Origin of the sequence: Streptococcus chenjunshii (genome assembly GCF_003086355.1) — a bacterium.
Taxonomy (GTDB): domain Bacteria; phylum Bacillota; class Bacilli; order Lactobacillales; family Streptococcaceae; genus Streptococcus; species Streptococcus chenjunshii.
On the sequence record NZ_CP031733.1, the window covers coordinates 413,460 to 432,404 of the forward strand.

Genomic DNA, 18,945 nt, shown 5'->3' on the forward strand with positions numbered 1-18,945 from the left:
ACAGGGGGACGGAATCTAAGATTTTCAGACCCTTATGGGGAATTTTACCAATTTTTCTTAAAACAAGATTTGAGTCAGTATGATAATATCTAAAAAAAAGGCAAAAAATTATGCTTCCTTTTATAATAGCATCACAGCGAGTATTTCGGGCAAACCGCATTATGTCTGGCTTCTCAACGCTATGAATACTTTTTTAACCAGACTGGTTTATCTCACCTACCCCTTGCTTTTATGCTTTATTTTTTTGAAACAAAAGCAAGTCCTGCTTCCTTTTATTTTTATCCCTGCCTTTAGTTTTACAGGTGTATCGCTGGTGCGCCACCTTATTAATCGGCCGCGCCCCTATGAACGTTGGGAAATAACACCTTTAATCACTAAAGAGAGGAAAGGCTGCTCTTTGCCCAGCCGGCATGTTTTTTCAGCAGTTATGATAAGTATGGCTGTCTTATGGTTCCATATTTGGCTGGGCCTGCTTTATCTTATCCTGTCGGTCCTGCTGGCTGTCTGCCGTGTGCTGGGAGGAGTGCACTATCCTAAAGATGTTCTTGCGGGTTATGCTTTGGGCTTACTCGGAGGTCTGCTTTTATTTCTGCAGCAATAGTTTCGCTTCAAATACCAGCAGATTTCAAAAAACGCTGCAGTATGCAGTGAGTTTTCTCCTCTGTCCCGCACATACTATAACTGCAAGCGGGATAAGCCAAGCAGCTGTTTTACTGAGGAATAAAAAAAGAAGATAAGCATGATTACATAGCAATTGCAATCGCGCCTGTCTTCTTTTTAACTGACTAAAATGGCTGATTTCAGTCTCATCTCAGGAATGGAGAAGTGCCTTCTGATGAGATACCGCTTTTTATACTATTGTAAGTAACTATGCAGAGGGAAACTTGGAAAGGCAGCGGTCTGCAGTTTTTCAGCGGTAACAAATCCTGGAGGAGCGGCAATAACACTTGGAATACGGTTAACAATTGTGGCGCATGTCAAAGCAACAGTATCGGGCTTAGACACTGAAAATTCTAAATCAGGCTGACCCGATATAAACCAGTCGCACATGTCACCGTCATCTTTACGGTAAACTTTGCCGATGCATTCTACTTCCAGTTCAATCCCCTGCTGTGTCTTTATTGAGGTGACTGCTGACATTCCGGTTGCCTGACCTGCCGGAATAGTACGTCCCAGTGTTTGAGAATAAACATCTTCGTCTAAAACGAAAGGAACATTTTTTTGCTGGATACTGCTGATGGTCCAGTTCATTTTGGTACAGATTGCTTCAGCAGCATTCCACATATAAGATGGCAGGCTTTCTGCAGCGGCAATTTCTTGCTCAAAGCGATTCAAATCATAACCTGCGCCATGAGCTTCTGCTAGTGCCAAACCATAATCTTCGACATTATAACTGACTTTTCCGCTGACTTTTTTTATCTTATTCATGCCGGCCATGGCCAAACAAGGCATATTAATCCAGTAAATATCCTGCATACCGGATCCGCTGATAGTTGCGTGATTCATTTTAGCCAGTTTATCTAAACGGTTAGTTTCTGAAGGCGAGGTTGTCCAAGGGTAAATTGCTTCTTCACATGTCGAAATGACATTGACACCGTGCCTTAGAGCTGTTTCATAAAACGTAAACATTTCAGGCATATAAGAGAAAATTGTGACAATAGCAATATCCGCATCACACTGTTCAAAAACAGCCTCAGCATCATCAGAGATAACGACCCCTGTCTGGTAACCTAAACCGGCAAACTCTCCTAAATCCTGCCCGACCAGTTGGGGATTAGTATCGATAGCACCAACAATTTCAACATCATGTTCTTTTAAATAATGGCAGATAACTTTAGCCATTTTTCCACAGCCAAATTGCACTGCACGAATTTTTTCACTTCTCATAACTACCTCCTTAGTTAAGATACAAAGCCCGTTAAAGGAGCAAAGCAAAAATAGGAGACTGAGCGAAGAGCCGCAAGGCTCTAGGACAGGCTATCTTTTTTGCACAGCTCTTAGGGCGTGTTCAGTTCCAATAAGCTACAAAGCCCGTTAAAAGAGCAAAGCAAAAATGACGGTAAGCCAGAAATCTCTGATTTCGTTGGCGCACCTCTGCCAAGACGGCTACGGTGCGAGATAGAACCCAGATCATAACGTTCGATGTCATGCTACCGCAAAAGCCTGACAGACATTTAAAGCTTTGAAAAAGCGACTAAAAGGACCCTAGGCTGCTGCGTCTTGTTTATCGTACAAGCAATGATTGGGGAGGATAGAATTTTTGTCTGTCTTCAGTCATCTGCGGCTGGCCAAGCCTTGTGACAGAACTTCAAATTATAGATTCCCTCACTCTCACAGCGTATAGCCCTGCCTTAAGTTTGCAAATAGACGCTTTGGGAGAAATAGAGGACAGAAAGTAACAGACGATTTTGGAATCATCTGTTGGTGCAGGCGATTTCAAAACTTCAGGAAATGGCCTGTCCGCTGAAGGGACTGCTATCCGCAGCTCAGTTTTTGTCTGCGTTTTTTTCTTACTTATATTATAATGTCTATAGTAGCTAGAGAGTCAAGAGTAAAAATGGAATGCAAGCATACAAATGTTAGGAAGCATTATTTAACTTCTCTTGATTTTACTAACCTCGGCTGGATATGAGGCCCATGCCTTTTGAAACACAGGGAGGAGGGGGAACAGTGAGAACGCTTTTACGAATCGGAGAATTTTCAAGGATTAATCGTATTTCTATTCAGACTTTACGTTTTTATGATCAAATTGATTTATTAACACCTTTTTATGTTGATCCCATGACTAAATACCGCTATTATCACATTAATCAGTCCCCCTTGGTCGATGCGATTCAGCATTTGCAGCAGCTGAATTTTTCTTTAAAAGAGATCAAACTTATCCTTTCTCGGGAAGATTTTTCCATGCTTAATCAGCTGATTGAAAACCACAGGCAAGAGCTGCAGGAAAAAGAATTGATGCTGCACAGACAGCAGTATGCTTTAGATGAATTTCAAGCCTCTCTGCGTGTTTATGAAAACCACTTGCCGCACAAAGGATTGGATATTGTCAAACTGCCCGAAAGACGGATTCTTTCCTATCCTGTAACTGACAATATCTATCAGATGTCCGCGGAAGAATATGAAATGCAGCTGCGGCTTTTTAAAAAGAAACTGCAGCCTCACACTGCCCTTTTTCAGCATTTTGGCCGTGTTGGCTCAATCATGTCCAAACAACATTTTTTGGCAGGCTACTGGTATTCTAAAAAAATGTTTGTTCTGGCTCAAGAAAAACTTGACTTCCCTTTTACTGAGGCCGATTATCTTCCTCGGTCGCTTTATGCTGTGACTTATTGTGATTCTTTTCAAGAAGAGCTGGCTGTGCTGCCGGCTTTTTTAAAAGCCGTTCAAGAAACTGATTATCATATTTGCGGCGATTATATCTGCCAAGTCATTTATGAACATCCTAAGCTTAAAGATACTCAGAGAAAAATGTTTATTCGTATGCAGGTACCGATTGCACACAAGCGGGATTTGCAGTTTTATGAATAGACAGAGTTTTCTGCCGGTTTATTGGCTTTCCGTAGCAAATATTTGGCAAATAGCAATTTTTACCGTACAATAAGCTCATAAACTAAAAGAAACGAGGAAATAGAATGACACAGGTTGTTACAGATAAAACATTTACAGCCGAAACAGAGCAAGGGCTTGTTTTGGTCGATTTTTGGGCTACATGGTGCGGGCCTTGTTTGATGCAGGCTCCGATTTTAGAACAGCTTTCAGAAGAAATGGATGAGGATGAACTTAAAATTGTGAAACTTGATGTGGATGAAAATCCCCAAACAGCACAGCAATTTGGTATCATGTCTATTCCCACCCTGCTCTTTAAAAAAGACGGTGAAGTTGTTAAGCAAGTTGCAGGCGTTCACACTAAAGAACAAATCAAAGAAATTGTTGCTGAGCTCAGCTAAAACGCTGCTGCCATGAATTGAGAAACCTAAAGAACCAGTGCTGAGGAACAGACACTGGTTCTTTTTTAGGAAAACGTTAAGTGAGCTTTTTTCATCAGCCGGTAAAACGGTTTGGAACAAGGTCTATTAAAGTCCCAAAACCATTTATTACTCTGCCATTTGCCGTGAACTCTTAACAGTCTTTCGCGATGTACTCACACGATGATAAGAGCAGCTTAAGCAAGGAAGCTGTTAGCTTTCTTTAATCCTTCATATATTCTGCCAGCATTTTCTGCTGCGGTGCTGCGAAGGGGTAGCTGGCAAAATGAGCTGCAGAAACCCAGCGGAGTGTTTCATTCTCTGACAAATCAGCCGCCGGCAGCAGCCCTTCGACCAGTTCAATCTGCCATTTTTGATGACTGAAAGTATGTTTAATTAGGGCAAAGGTTTTGTCAGACCAGAGAGGTTTAAGCTGATAATTTTCTTCAAAGGCACTTTTTTGTGACAGGGTCTCAAGCAAGTTATCGGCGGGATCTTCAAGTAAGTTTAACTGCTGAGCGATGAAAGAGGTTTCAATCAGCGGAAAAGACCAAAATCCTTCAAGCAGGCGGCTGTCCTTGTTTTTTTCTAACAGATAATCGCCGTTTTCATTTCTGATGATAAAAGCTTGGACCTGCACAGGACGCGGTTTTTTCTTAGGGCGTTTAATGGGATATTTAGCCATTGTGCCATGCAGATAAGCAGCGCTGAAGAATCGGACAGGGCTTTCTTCCGGTCTGGGATTTTTAGCCGATTCAATATCGCTTCCTAAATCCATCAAAGCTTGATTAAAATCTCCGGGGCGGTTCGGATCGATTAAGACTTCCATCAAAGCCTGAAAGATTTTCCGGTTTTTAGCTTCGCCAATATCATAATCAACCTCAAAAAGACGGGCCAGAACCCGCATGACATTTCCGTCAACAGCCGGTTCAGGCAAATCGAAGGCGATACTGGCGATAGCACCGGCAGTATAAGGTCCTATCCCCTTAAGCCCAACGATTTTTTCATAGCTTGCTGGAAATTCTCCCTGAAAATCAGAGACAATCTGCTGCGCAGCCTTCTGCATGTTTCGGACGCGTGAATAGTATCCCAAGCCTTCCCAGGCCTTAAGCAGTTTTTCTTCATCGGCAGCTGCTAAGTCAGCAACAGTAGGGAAGCAATCAAGAAATTTCTCGTAATAAGGGATGACAGTCTGAACTTGAGTTTGCTGCAGCATAATTTCAGAAATCCATATTTTATAAGGATTTTTGGTCCGCCGCCATGGGAGATCGCGTTTTTCTTGATCGTACCAACTGAGCAGGGTCCGCCGAAAAGAAGCAATCTTCTCTTCGTCCCACATAACAATTCCGTATTCTTTTAAGTTTGTCATATTATTATTGTAGCAGACCGCTAAATTTTTTCAAAACAGATAAAATTTCAGCAAAAAGCTTGACAGAAGAAAACGCTTACAGTATAATAAAGGTGTAAAGAAATAAGGCTCAATTATTAGAGGAGGTAAGAGTCAAAACAGACAGTCAATGACGCTTAAAGTTTTTCAAATAGGTAGGCAATACTATTTATACAGAGGGAGCGGTGTTTATGTTATGTCTGAATATAGGCCGCTATAAGAACGGCGATTGAGTTGTAATGACTTCATTTTATCACTGAAGTTCAAGATTTTTAAGTTTGTCGGAGGTGGTTTTATGCTAAAGATAAATATTAAAAGGTATAAGAACGGAGATTAAGCGGCAGCGCAGAATTATCGGCGCTGAGAAGTTTGGGTATTTTTAGAATTGTTCGTTTTGGAGGGCTGCTTATGAATGTAGCTAGGTATAAAAACGGTGATATTGCTTGAATTACTAATAAAGAATTGAGCCTTATTAACAAGCAGGCAGATGCCCTGCAGATTGGTATGAGGTGAGATGATGCTTAAGCTAAATACAGGCCGCTATAAAAACGGCGATACTACTCCCTAAACCGTAACATTACTCATCACATTAGGGAAAAAGGCTGGGCAGAGACTTAGCAGATAGAAAATAAAATTTTAAGGTGAAGCTGGAACAAATGTTCCAGCTTTTTTTGCGACTATATTTACAGGGCACAGTTGTCCAGCAAACTCCAACATGCTGATAAATCAGCTTTCACGGCTCTATTCCCAATTTTTTGCTTTTATATTAATGCCCTGTCAAGATTATTACAGGCTAAGAGACCTCTGGGATCGGCTTTCATCAGGCAGCGTGTCTAAAACATAAATGGTATTGTTAAAATTTGTTGGGGCTGCTGTTGCCTCAGATTGCTATCAAAAAATTTTGTTAAAAATTCTAAAAAAAATCAAATATCTTCAGCTGCTAAAATGAGCAGCTTTATTTTTTATAAAACAGAAACTTTTGCACTAAGACAAAAATAAAAGTGTCAGTATATTTGCCTAATATAAGGGGAGGAAGCAGCTGGTGGAAAAGGAAAGCAAAACTGAGATTTGTTGTATTTTACAAAGATTACAAAATTGTTAATTGTTTTACATTTTAATGATAAATTAATTACAAATTTTATTACCCTTATGTTATAATTAACACGGGGAGATAAGGATTATAGGTATGTTAAGTAAAGAGAGAAAAAGCTTAAAAAAGCTTAAAAAAATTGAACTTCTGGAAATTATGTTGGCACAGAGCGAGGAAATCGAGCAGCTAAAAGAAAAGCTTGCCTCGGCGGAAAAAAGACTGGCAGATAAAGAACTGACGATCAAAGAGTCAGGTTCTATAGCTGAAGCTTCGCTCAAGCTGACGGATATTTTTATTGAGGCGCAAAAATCGGCAGACTTGTATTTAGAAAATATAAAAGCAAGATTAGGAGAAGGAAATGGAAGATCCGACGAAAGATAAAATTCAAGAAACTCCTGTTTTGCCTGAAAAATCCGAGATTGCAGCTGCCTATAAAGAACTCAGCTACCGCAGAAAATTTTTAGAGACCCTGAGAAGCACTGCTTTTATGCTGACAGTCGTTGCGGCTGTTGCGGTTTTGATAGCTGTGCTTTTTCTGCCGATTTTGCGAATCTATGGGAAATCTATGAAAGGAACGCTTGACAGCGGCGATCTGGTCGTTTCAGTTAAAAGCAACCACTTTGAAACAGGAGATGTTGTTGCCTTTTATTATAACAATAATATTTTGGTTAAACGGGTTATTGCTGAATCAGGCGATTGGGTTGATATGGATAAAAAAGGCAATGTCTATGTCAACCAAAAAAAGATTGCAGAACCTTATCTGAAAGAGAAAGCTTACGGCGAAACGGATATCAGCTTTCCTTATCAAGTTCCTGACGGCCGTATATTTGTAATGGGGGATAACCGCAAGGTATCTATTGATTCCCGCAACAGTTCAGTGGGAACAGTTGCCTCGGAGCAAATTGTCGGCAAGCTGATTTTCAAAATCTGGCCGCTGCCGGAATTGGGATTGATACAATAATTTAGTAAAGAAAGAGAAGATGAGCAATGAGACAATGGTTTAATCTTAAAAATCTGCGATTGCTTAAATCCAGGTATAAGAAATTAGTTGTTGCAGTTGCAATAGTTGTCGTTTTTATAACTACTTATGCCCTGATTTTACCAGCTATTACACTGGATCAAAACACTGCAGGGCAGCAGGCTGGCATAGAGGTAGCTGAGCCTGCTTCTTCAGAAGAAACGGAGGCTGAACCAGAAGCAGAAGATGGTACACAAACTGAAACGGACAATTCTGAACAAGATAAAGCTGAAGAAGAAACAGAGCTGATCAGCCAGCCGACAAGCTTACAATACAGCGGTGATGATTATGAAATCGCTGTTGATATTGATGCGGCTGCCAAGCTTCCTGTGGGCGCCGAACTTAAAGTTAAAGAAATCGACGAGAAATCAGACAGCTATGCCAGCCATTACGAGCAGACAAAGAAAGCTTTAGATGGCGATGAGTTGTCCTATGCCAGATTCTTTGATATATCGTTTGTTTATAAAGGCGAGGAAGTCGAGCCGGCAGCAACTGTTCAGGTGCATATCAAATATCCTCAGGGAATAAAGAAAGAGAAGAACAGTGAACTTTTGGCTCTGCATTTCCCTGATAATAGCAGCCAGTCAGATCTTATTGAGGTTCAGTCAACTGAAAAAGAAGGGAAAGTTTCGGAAGTCAGTTTTGCTGCAGACAGTTTCTCTGTTTACGGTGTCGTGCAGCGCGGCATTACTATTGAAGGGATCAATTACTACACCGTTCGGTTTGTCTATACAGATAATGACGGGCAGGAACAGGAAATATCAACCCTGATTGATGTCAAAGAAGGTGCCACAATTGGTTCTCTGCCCGAAGATCCTTTTAAATCAGGTTATCGTTTCGATCATTGGGAAAACAAGGAGACCGGCGAAACCGTTACAGCGGACACGCCGGTTACAGATGATATGACGGTTGAGGCTGTCTTTACAGATATCTCAATCTATACTGTGACTGTCAATTATTTTTACCATAATAACAGTGCCAATCGGGATGTGACTTTTGATTCTGAAATTTACCAGATTGAAGACAATGACACGCCCTACCGCATTACGCCCCCTGCTTCGACGGAAGTCAGCAAAGGCGAAGATACCAGTCTACCTGCAGATGCTATTTACTACCCCGAACAGTCCTTGATTGAACTTAAAGAGGAAGATTTAGCCGCTAAGGATGCTGCTGACGGCAAAGAAGATCAGAAGATAACCATTAATGTTGAGTATGTGCCTTACACAGCAGAGTATGATTATGTCTACATGCTGAAGGATCTTGACGGAGAAGGTTACTCTGAAATTGAAACGGTTCATGCTTACGGTGTTCTCGGTTCAACGGTAAGACCGCAGGTCCTGTCGTACGACTATGCCAATTTTGAAAAGACAGAGTCGGTTGAGATTACAGAGGCTAAAGGGCAGAAGCTCTATGTTTACTATACTCGAAAGAACTACACGCTTTCCTATGATACCAATGGCGGGTCTTATATAGCGCCGCAAACTGGCCTCTACCAGAGCAAGCAACCTCTGACAGAGACAGTTCCTACTAAGACAGGCTATGACTTTGTCGGCTGGCATGAAAAGGCTGATTTGTCTGATGAGGCTAAAACCAGCGGGTCGGTGACTTTAGACAGTGATAAGACCCTTTATGCTGAATGGAAAGGCAAGACGGTTGATTATACCATTGTCTACTATAAGGAACAGTATGATAATAGCAGCGGAACGACCTCTTTTGTCTACGACAGCGCTAAAAGTGCGCAGGGACAGGTCGGTACAACAGTTTCAGCTGCTGATGCTCCGGTAATCAGTACAGATACTACCGGCTATGAAAAAGACACAGCTCAAAATACCGCTTCTAAGGCAGAAATAGCAGCAGACGGCAGCACAATTCTAAAAGTTTATTATAAACTAAAACGCTATACCTTTATTTTTGATATTAATAATTTTTATGGCCGTATTGCTAAAAACGGTGGCACTTACACTGGTTCGAACTATCGCATAAGCGATGTTGTTTTAGGACAGGATGTCTCCAGCGTCTGGCCGTCTGGAACCAATGAAGTCTATGATGTTGATAATTATTCTCAATTTATAGGCTGGACAAATCCAAGCAATGGGAATATTTTGTTTACAACCAGACGGTTTGAAGTGACCCCGGATATGATACTAGGAGCAAATGCCAGTAATCAAAAAACCTATACAGCTAACTGGCGCCAGGGTCTGGTTACCTACAATGTTGAGTACTATCTGCAGTCAGCGGACGATCCGTCTGTCTATGTGAAATCTGAAACATACAGTCAAACTTTTGCTAGTACGGCAGGGTCAACACTTAGCCCTAAAGAAATCAATGGGTTCACCTACAGAAACGGGACGCCGAACGGCTATTCAGGAACAAGTGTTAATAATTATGGTGGTACCTATCGCTTCTATTACAATAGAGACAGCTTTGAGATTGATTATTATTATGGCAGCAACAAGATAGAGACTAAATCCAACATTCTTTTTGATGCCAATATTAATACCCAAACCTACAATTTCACACCGGAGCGGCCGGCTGATGTGGATGAGGATTATACTTGGGGCGGCTGGTATGCTGATGCCGGTCTGACAACCCCTTATGATTTTACTACCATGCCGGCTAATAATGTGGTTCTCTATGCGAAATGGCAGGCACCGAACTTTACGGTAGATTTTGATGTTAACGGCGGAGACAGCCAGGCGCCTGCAGCTCAGACTGTTGAAAAATATAAGGAAGCCAGCTTCCCGGACAGTCCGACCAGAAAATATTATGATTTTGCCGGCTGGTATACAGAACCTAATGGCGGTGAACTTTATGACTGGTCTAAACCGGTTACTGAGGATACGACTCTCTATGCTCACTGGCAGTTGAAACCCCTGACCTATACCGTCCGCTATTTAGAAGCGGGGACTAATAATCCGGTAGCTGCGGAAAAAACGGAGACCAGCCCGGCTTTTGCTCACGGTCAGACAATTTCGGAATCAGCACTTGGGATTACCGGCTACAGACCGGATGATACCAGCAAAACGATCAATCTGGATTATGAGAACAATATCATTACCTTCTATTACTCGCCTAAGCTAGCAGATGTGACCTATACGATTAAGTATGTCCTTGCGGATAATGAAGCTATTGAAGTGGCACCGACTGTGACTAAAACAGTTGATGGCAGCACTATCCGTGCTAAAGAATCTGCGGTGGCAGTTGATAAAGATCATATGGCTTCGCAGGCTGGAGTAACCGAGGATATGCTGTCGGCAGACTACTACCCGCTGGAAAATGTCGAAAGTTTGGTATTGTCTTCGCAGGCTGATCATAATGTGATTGTCTTTAGGTACCGTAATTATGATACCGCTCAGATTAAGGTTAATTATCTGGATATGGATGGCAATCCGATTCCGGGTCAGGACTCCTTAACGGTTTTGAAGAAGAAGCCGGGGACATATACGGTCAATCGTAAAGCCATCGAGGGCTACACCTTTGAAGAATCGATAGACAGCAATGATGACAAAAATAAGGTTATTTACCGGATTGATAAAGGGGAAACAATCACCATTGACCTTTACTATAAGAAAAATATAACGGTTGCTGCCCAAAACAAGGAAAAAATCTATGATGGCAAGCCTCTGACCAGCTCAGGTCTTTCAGATCTTGTGGCTAATGACAGCGATATGCTGGCTGAGGGAGACAGCTTGGACAGTGTGGCTTACAGCGGCAGTCAGACAGATGCCGGAGTCAGCCAGGTGATGCCTAAAGACCTTGTCATTAAAGACAGTGACGGCAAGGAACGCAATTACTATTATCATATTGATTACACTCCTGGTGTTTTGACTGTTCATAAGCAGCCGGTGACGGTAATCATCAATGGTCAGACGAAGGAAAAAGTGTATGACGGTCAGGAAGCAAGTGTCACCTATGATGATGTTGAGATTGTTGACAGCAGTAAGCTTTATACTGAGTCAGATTTCAGCTTTACCGGTCCGGAAGCTGACCAAAAAATAAAGGCAACTGATGTAGGCACTTACAATCTTAATTTGGAGAATAAGTTCGTCAATGAAAATCCTAATTTTGAAGTGACCTTCCAAGTATCCAACGGTCAGCTGGTCATTAAACCGCGCGAATTAACGCTGGTTTCAGCTTCAGCTGAAAAAGCTTATGATGGCTCAAGTCTGACAGACGGAACTGTGACAGTTAACGTTCCGGATGGTGCTGATTACAGCGGCTTTGTTGACGGAGAAGGAGCCAAGTACACAGTGACTGGCAGCCAGACTGATCCAGGTAAATCAGAGAATAGCTTTAGCTATACGCTGGATGCTGATACCAAGTCGCAGAACTATGAGATTACCGTCGAATTCGGTAGTCTGACTGTTTTGCCAACTCTCAATGTACAGAAAACCAATAAGGGCTGGGAAGCTTTATCCGGCGGTAAATTCCAAATCAGTAAATGGGATGGCAACAAATGGGCTGCAGTGACTGATTTTAGTGAGATTACTATCGACAGTAAGGACGGTGCTAATCTTCCGGGTCTGACAGCCGGCCGTTATAAACTTAAAGAAACGGCAGCGCCGGATGGCTATATTGTACTGGGTGATGATGTTTACTTTACTGTGACTGAAGTAGCTGCTGAGGACGGACTCTCATCTGCCTATACCATTGAGCTGACTAATGAGAACGGCGATGCTGCAGCGGTTCCTAATGCCAGACTGCAGTCGGGAGCCGGCCAGTACAGCCAGCGGCTGCAGATTGCCAATGAACCCGGTAAAGCTCTGCCGCAGACCGGCGGCACGGGCATTAACGGTTACCTTGTCGTTGGCCTGGCTTTAATGGCTTCAGCTCTTCTGGGAGCTGCTCTTATCAAAAGAAAGCACAGGAGGGGGTCGTTTTATGGCTGATACCTCTTGAGCAAACGATTCATTCTAAAAAAGTAAGTGAGGCTGAGAGCAGGTCCCTGTTTTAAGGACTGTCTAGCTGGATAACAATAGTATTATTTTTAAAAAAGAAGGGTTATTATGAAAAACATAAGAAAAATTGTAACACTGTTCTTAGCAGCTTTAACCACTGTTTTAGCTGCAGGTTTGGTGTCTGCTGATGATACAGCAGGTTCGATCACGGTAAGCAATGCTTCGGCAGGGCAGGAGTATTCGGTTTACAAACTGTTTGACGCGACATACAGTGCTGACGGGATTTCATACAAGGTGCCAAGCGGCAAGACCTTTACCGGCAATGAATGGTTTGATGTCGACAGCTCAGGCAATGTCTTGGCCAAAGAAGGCGCAGATGTTTCTACAGAGGCATTCAGAACATGGGCAGAAAGTTTCGGCACTCAGGTCGGCGACAAGGTGACAGCAGAAAATAACACAGTTGTCTTTAATAATCTGCCATTTGGTTACTATTTTGTGAAATCTTCTCTTGGGGCAACACTGACCGTGGACAGTACCAATCCTGATGCGACAGTGATTGATAAAAATGAAACCAAGCCTAACATTCCCGATCCAAGCGAGGGCGGTGGTAAGAAAATTGTGGTTGATGGAAACACCGTTTCAGAAACAACTGCTAAAATCGGTGACACCGTTGACTTCCAAATCAAATATATAGCCACTAACCACGTGACGGCTGATGGTAAAACCGAACAGATCACTAAATATACTATTAAAGATACGCCAGCAGCTTTAAATATCAACGAATCTTCTGTTAAAGTAACAGTAGGCGGGACTGATGTGACTACAGCTGCTGCAGTTTCAAAATCAGCATCCGGCGAACTGACTGTTACTGTGCCATGGGTAAACGGCAGTACTAGCATTTACAACTCACCGACAGACGTTATTGTCACTTACAGTGCTGTTGTGACCAAAGACGCGCAAGGGGGAACGGCTACCAACAAGGCGGCGATTTCCTACGACACTGCAACTACTCCTGACAATCCTGTTGACCCAAGCGATCCAGGTGATAATGAAACAACAGTCAAAACTTACAAATTTAATCTGGTGAAAACTGACGGAACTAAAAATCTGACAGGTGCTCAGTTTAAGCTCTATACAGCAGCCAACGGCGGTGAAGAAATCCAAGTTGTCAAAGACGGTGACAGCTACCGTGTTGCCGAAGCCGGTGAAACAGGTGTGGCTATCGAAGCAGGTCAAGTAGATGTTAAAGGTCTCAAAGGCGATACAACCTATTACCTTGAAGAAATTAAAGCGCCGGACGGCTACAACCTTTTAACAGAACGTCAGGCAGTCACTTTTGCCTCTGCTGATATTGCAAAAGTGGAGGTTGTCAACAAAGCCGGTGCGGAACTGCCATCAACAGGTTCTATCGGTACCACTCTCTTCTATCTCTTTGGTTCTCTTTTGGTGATTGGTGCTCTTGTCTTTATGATTGCTAAAAGAAGAATGAAAAATCAAGCTTAAAGCCGTTTTAAAGTATTGTTAAGCCTATAAAAAAGAAATCTCCGGAAGGAGCGGCAGCTTTTTCCGGAGATGACTCTTTTATAAGAACGGTGCTTTTTGCTGTGATTTTTAAGAACTTTTCTATCTTGTTTGAATTGAACACGGCCTAAACGCTGTGAGAAAAAGGAATATGTACGACCTACTGAAGACTTAAGTTTTAGCCAGCCGTAGCTGACTGAAGGCTTTGTCGTCTTGGCAACCGACCGCACTCTTCTAGTCATCTTGGCAGAGGTGCGCCAACGAAATCAAAGATTTCTGGCTTACCGTCTATTTTCTCTTTGCGTTCTTCACGGCCTTTGTATCTTGGTGAAACTGAACACGGCCTAAGAGCTGTGCAAAAAAGAGAGGCAGTCGTAGGAAGCCTTAGGCTGACGTACGAATGTGGCTGCTCCGTGAGTACAGCCTGTCCTAGAGCTCAGTGGCTCTTCGTCCAGTCTCCTATTTTTGCTTTGCTCTTTAAACGGCCTTTGTATCTTGGTGAAACTGAACACGGCCTAAGAGCTGTGCAAAAAAGAGAGGCAGTCGTAGGAAGCCTTAGGCTGACGTACGAATGTGGTTGCTCCGTGAGTACAGCCTGTCCTAGAGCTCAGTGGCTCTTCGTCCAGTCTCCTATTTTTGCTTTGCTCTTTAAACGGCCTTTGTATCTTGGTGAAAGGGGTTTGTCGTCTTGCTGGATTGGCTAAAGAAGCATATTACAGCTATAAGTTTGACAGGGGTTTTTCTTGTTGGCCTGGGTCTTTTGGCTTATCCGACTGTCAGTGATTATTGGAACTCTTTTCATCAGTCTGAGGCCATTATGGATTACGCTAAAAGTGTGTCGGACATGGATTCTGAAGCTTACGATGAGATACTGGCTAGCGCTGAAGCCTACAATGCTCAAAATAAGATGAATTGGAATTTTTCCGAAGAAGACCGAAAGCAGTATGAAAAAGAGCTCAACTTCAATGATAGCGGAATTATGGGCTACATCAATATCCCCAAAATTGATATTAAACTGTCTATTTTTCATGGGACAGATGAATCGGTTTTACAGACTTCGATAGGGCATCTTGAGGGGACTTCGCTGCCGATTGGAGGGACGGGAACCCACAGTGTGCTCTCCGGTCACCGCGGCTTGCCTTCTGCCCGGTTGTTTTCAGATTTGGATAAACTGCGTGAAGGCGATGTTTTTACCCTGCATATTCTGGATGAAACGCTGACATATGAAGTCGACCAAATTCGTGTTGTTGAACCAACTGACTTGTCGCAGCTGCAGATTGACCCTGATAAAGATTACTGTACCTTGGTGACCTGTACTCCTTATGGGATCAATACCCATCGTTTATTAGTAAGAGGCCACCGTATTGATAATCTTGATGGGAATGCCAATGTGATTGCTGATGCGGTACAGATTAAACCTATTTTTATTGCGCCTTTCCTTGCGGTTCCTATTTTATTGATTTTACTCGCCTATATTTTACTGGTAACCAGCCGTCCTTATCAAGAGCGCTATAAAAAACGCAAGCAGGACTACTTGCGTCAACATGGTTTACAGCCTGTACCAAATACAAATAAGAAGAACGATTACCAGAAAGTGCTGGATAAGCTAAAAGCGTATTCAAAGCACGACTAAGGCAAAAATTTTTAAATAAGCTGCTGACGACTATGGAAAGTTTGTGTGAAATTGCGGCAAAAACTAGCAAACAAGCTGGGACATTTGTTCCAGCTTGTTTTTTGTACGACGGGCATGTCGTATATCTGAGGTGCAAGTCCTCTGTGGGCACCAGCTACCGGTGAACCTAAAAGTGATTCCCAAGCCTGACTATCGTGAGGTAGCGGGGAGAGGAAGGGATAGCGAAATTGTGACTCTACGAACAGAAACGTGATATAAGGCGTACATAACGGATAAGGTGGCAAAAAGCACTAAAGTCCAAAAAGGTAGCCGTAACCTATATGCGTAAATCACGAGAGTAAACAAGGAAAGATATACGACTTATCCCGTGAGGTCTCATGAGCGTCACAGGCGTAGTCACAACGAATCATGAGAAGTCAGCCGAGGCCATAGTAGTGATGAGGCTTCTGTAATGGAAGTGGAGCGAAGGGCTGAACAATTAACCGAAGTATACCTACTTCACTTGTGTCTGTAAAACGAACGGTCTGATAGAACTGGGTGCGGTTACGTATTGACTAGAGGAAAGTTCACCAATATAAGATGTCCCTCAGACACCGAAACAAGAAAGGAATACGCACATGTCAAAGTTACTAGATAATATCCTATCTCGTTCCCATATGCTTGAAGCCTACAATCAAGTGAAAGCTAACAAAGGCTCAGCTGGCATTGATGGCATCACAATTGATGACATAGATAACTATCTCCGTCAACACTGGCGACCAACCAAGGAACTGATAAAACAGAGGAAATACAAACCTCAGCCAGTCCTGCGAGTTGATATTCCTAAACTCAAAGGAGGGGTCCGTCAGCTTGGGATTCCGACAGTGATGGACAGGATGATCCAACAAGCTATTGTCCAAGTCCTTAGTCCTATCTGTGAACCACACTTTTCTGAAATGAGTTATGGTTTCCGACCAAATCGGTCATGCGGAAAAGCCATCGTTAAGCTACTAGACTATCTCAATGAAGGCTATGAGTGGATTGTGGATATTGACTTAGAGAAATTCTTCGATAGGGTGCCTCAAGATAGACTGATGTCGCTTGTCCATAACATCATTCAAGACGGTGATACGGAATCACTGATTCGTAAGTATCTCCATTCAGGTGTGGTCATCAACGGCCAACGGTATAAAACCTTGGTAGGGACACCACAAGGTGGAAATCTGTCGCCACTCCTGTCTAATATTATGCTTAATGAGTTAGATAAAGAGTTGGAAAGCCGAGGGCTTCGCTTCGTCCGCTACGCAGATGATTGTGTCATCACAGTTGGGAGTGAAGCAGCTGCCAAGCGAGTGATGTACTCTGTTAGTCGTTTTATTGAAAAACGACTAGGTTTGAAAGTCAATATGACCAAGACCAAGATTGTCAGACCAGGCAAACTGAAGTATTTAGGATTTGGGTTCTGGAAATCATCTGAGGGTTGGAAAAGTCGTCCTCATCAAGACAGTGTAGTGAGTTTCAAGAGAAAACTTAAGAAACTCACCACACGCAAATGGAGTATTGACTTGGACAGTCGTATTGAGAAGCTCAACTGGCTCATCCGAGGTTGGCTAAACTATTTCTCAATGACGAGCATGAAGTCTATCATAACAAGTATCGATGAAAGGTTGAGGACACGAGTTAGGGTTATTATCTGGAAGCAATGGAAGAAGAAAACTAGGCGACTATGGGGGCTTCTTAAATTAGGAGTTCCGAAATGGATAGCAGATAAGGTATCTGGCTGGGGCGACCATTATCAATTAGCAGCTCAAAAGTCAGTTTTAAAACGTGCTATATCAAAACAAGTCCTCGTCAAACGAGGGCTGATTTCTTGCTTGGATTATTACCTGGAACGACATGCGTTAAAAGTTAGTTGAACCGCCGTGTGCCGAACGGCACGCACGGTGGTGTGAGAGGGGCTAGAAATTAGCCCCTACTCAATTGGCTCTTTGTCAACTGTAGTGGGTTAATGAAAAGCTAACATCTGGAGAGCACTAATTTTAAATTTTTTGCTTTTACCATTCATTATAGAATAATGACTATTCATGACAAAGTGATTTATTTTGATTTTCAATGCGCTATACTAATCCATGTAAAGACGAAGTGCACAAAACCCTCTTTAAAAAAATAAGGAGGAGATTTATGACAGATGAAACTGGGAATAAGAATTTTCCAAGAGACGGATGTAAGCTAACTAATAACTAGGTTTGATTGTCGCAAAAGTGCTTGTAGGAGGGAGGAATTTTAAATGATAATAACAGTTGTTGCAGATGACTCGGTCTGGCAAGAAGTTCCAATGTCAAAAAAAAGAATCCCTGATTAAAAAGCTAAACCCATGATTCAAAGGAGGAAACAGTCATGAAAAAGCAAAACAAACGCAGTACGGTCAGTGTCGGTGTCTTCTCATACACCTATACACGCGGACGCCACTCAATTTAATGTGAACTAATACAAGGAGGGAACAGGTATGAAAAAACAAAACAAACGCAGTACAGTCAGTGTCGGTGTCTTCTCATACACTTATACACGCGGAAATCATAAGATCTAAGCGGGAAATAATTTTTACTGATAGTTAACGGACGAACAGTTAACTATCAATAAGATGGGGTCTAAGTATAAGTTATTAAACCCCATCTTATTGATAAAAAATCGAAAAGGAAAAAGACAATGTTATATACTTCAATTTTAAAATCAGTAGCAAGTCGGAGAGATGTCAAAATATTTTTTGCTTTTATTATCTTGCCCTTGCTGGTACCATTTTTATCTCAAACAATGGATGGCGCCCAATCTCATTTTGGTCAAAGTTTTCTAACATTTTTGGACTTGACTTTAAATACTCAATATCGGATTATCCTACCAGTTATGACTTTTTCCCTGGTCGTTACTTCTGTTTTTAAAGATGAAATTGATTCTGGAATCATGTTCCTTTATAAAGATATCAATCGGACAAAGATTTTTAATGCAAAAGTCTTAAGTCTATTTACCGTTTACGGTTTATACCTCTTAGGTACAGCAGTAGCAGGCTTGCTTGCTTACTATGTAGTGATGGTGCCCAGAGGAAATGTATCGGGCAGTCTGCTCCCTGAACAAATGGCAGATATCGGTCAAGCGGTTGTTTCAATCATTTCAACTATTTTATTGAACTTGATTACAATTGTATTGGTAACAATGGTTTCAATTACATCAAAAACGATCCAATCCGTACTGATAGGTGTATTCTTTACATTGCTTGTGACAGTATCTCCAATGCTGGTTGGTATCCGATATCTATTTCCAAGCGGCTATGTGACGATGAGCCAGAAGAATTTTAGTCTGGCCTTCCTACTTATAATTGCCTTATCGGCTGTTTATTTAGGAATCTGTTACATTCGAGGATTACAAAAATTTAGAAAAATTGAATTTTAGGAGAAGC

General features: G+C 42.2%; 12 protein-coding genes. 10 read left to right on the plus strand and 2 right to left on the minus strand.

The window, feature by feature from the left end; all coding sequences use genetic code 11:
* The first annotated feature begins 79 nt into the window (after nucleotides 1–79).
* Nucleotides 80–601 (plus strand): phosphatase PAP2 family protein, encoded by a 522-nt coding sequence (locus DDV21_RS02210; RefSeq protein WP_116877445.1) that lies wholly within the window; start codon nucleotides 80–82, stop codon nucleotides 599–601.
* 254 nt (nucleotides 602–855) lie between these two features.
* Here DDV21_RS02210 and DDV21_RS02215 read toward each other — a convergent pair whose 3' ends face one another.
* The gene (locus DDV21_RS02215; protein ID WP_116877444.1) at nucleotides 856–1,887 is read right to left on the minus strand and encodes an NAD(P)H-dependent amine dehydrogenase family protein; all 1,032 of its coding nucleotides are present in this window, start codon (nucleotides 1,885–1,887) and stop codon (nucleotides 856–858) included.
* Nucleotides 1,888–2,637: 750 nt separating this feature from the next.
* Between DDV21_RS02215 and DDV21_RS02220 the strand changes: the two genes are divergently transcribed.
* Entirely contained in the window at nucleotides 2,638–3,531 is an 894-nt protein-coding gene (locus DDV21_RS02220; protein WP_162886272.1) for a MerR family transcriptional regulator, read from the plus strand.
* A gap of 104 nt (nucleotides 3,532–3,635) precedes the next feature.
* A complete protein-coding gene (gene trxA / locus DDV21_RS02225) occupies nucleotides 3,636–3,950 on the plus strand; it encodes a thioredoxin (protein WP_116877442.1) in 315 nt (104 codons plus the stop codon).
* Between the two features lie 241 nt (nucleotides 3,951–4,191).
* Here the strand turns inward: trxA and mutY are convergent, their stop codons facing one another.
* Nucleotides 4,192–5,337, minus strand: coding sequence for an A/G-specific adenine glycosylase (mutY, locus tag DDV21_RS02230; RefSeq protein ID WP_116877441.1), 1,146 nt, complete (start codon nucleotides 5,335–5,337; stop codon nucleotides 4,192–4,194).
* A 1,204-nt stretch (nucleotides 5,338–6,541) separates the two neighbouring features.
* Here mutY and DDV21_RS02235 point away from each other — a divergent pair.
* The 7 genes from DDV21_RS02235 (at nucleotide 6,542) to DDV21_RS02270 (ending at nucleotide 18,938) form a co-directional block, all read left to right on the plus strand.
* The gene (locus tag DDV21_RS02235) at nucleotides 6,542–6,826 is read left to right on the plus strand and encodes a DNA repair protein (protein ID WP_116877440.1); all 285 of its coding nucleotides are present in this window, start codon (nucleotides 6,542–6,544) and stop codon (nucleotides 6,824–6,826) included.
* Nucleotides 6,804–7,406 carry a signal peptidase I gene (lepB, locus tag DDV21_RS02240; RefSeq protein WP_116877439.1) on the plus strand — a complete coding sequence of 201 codons (603 nt, stop codon included), beginning with the start codon at nucleotides 6,804–6,806 and terminating at the stop codon, nucleotides 7,404–7,406. The genes DDV21_RS02235 and lepB overlap by 23 nt, the downstream gene beginning before the upstream one ends.
* A gap of 26 nt (nucleotides 7,407–7,432) precedes the next feature.
* Nucleotides 7,433–12,352: an InlB B-repeat-containing protein gene (locus DDV21_RS02245; protein WP_116877438.1), complete on the plus strand. Its 4,920-nt coding sequence runs from the start codon at nucleotides 7,433–7,435 to the stop codon at nucleotides 12,350–12,352.
* Nucleotides 12,353–12,469: 117 nt separating this feature from the next.
* Nucleotides 12,470–13,864 (plus strand): SpaH/EbpB family LPXTG-anchored major pilin, encoded by a 1,395-nt coding sequence (locus DDV21_RS02250; protein WP_116877437.1) that lies wholly within the window; start codon nucleotides 12,470–12,472, stop codon nucleotides 13,862–13,864.
* A 706-nt stretch (nucleotides 13,865–14,570) separates the two neighbouring features.
* A complete protein-coding gene (locus tag DDV21_RS02260) occupies nucleotides 14,571–15,515 on the plus strand; it encodes a class C sortase (protein ID WP_116877435.1) in 945 nt (314 codons plus the stop codon).
* Between the two features lie 617 nt (nucleotides 15,516–16,132).
* A complete protein-coding gene (gene ltrA / locus DDV21_RS02265; RefSeq protein WP_116877434.1) occupies nucleotides 16,133–17,410 on the plus strand; it encodes a group II intron reverse transcriptase/maturase in 1,278 nt (425 codons plus the stop codon).
* A 790-nt stretch (nucleotides 17,411–18,200) separates the two neighbouring features.
* On the plus strand, nucleotides 18,201–18,938 hold the full coding sequence (locus DDV21_RS02270) for an amino acid transporter (protein WP_116877433.1): 738 nt from the start codon (nucleotides 18,201–18,203) through the stop codon (nucleotides 18,936–18,938).
* The last annotated feature ends 7 nt before the right edge of the window (nucleotides 18,939–18,945 follow it).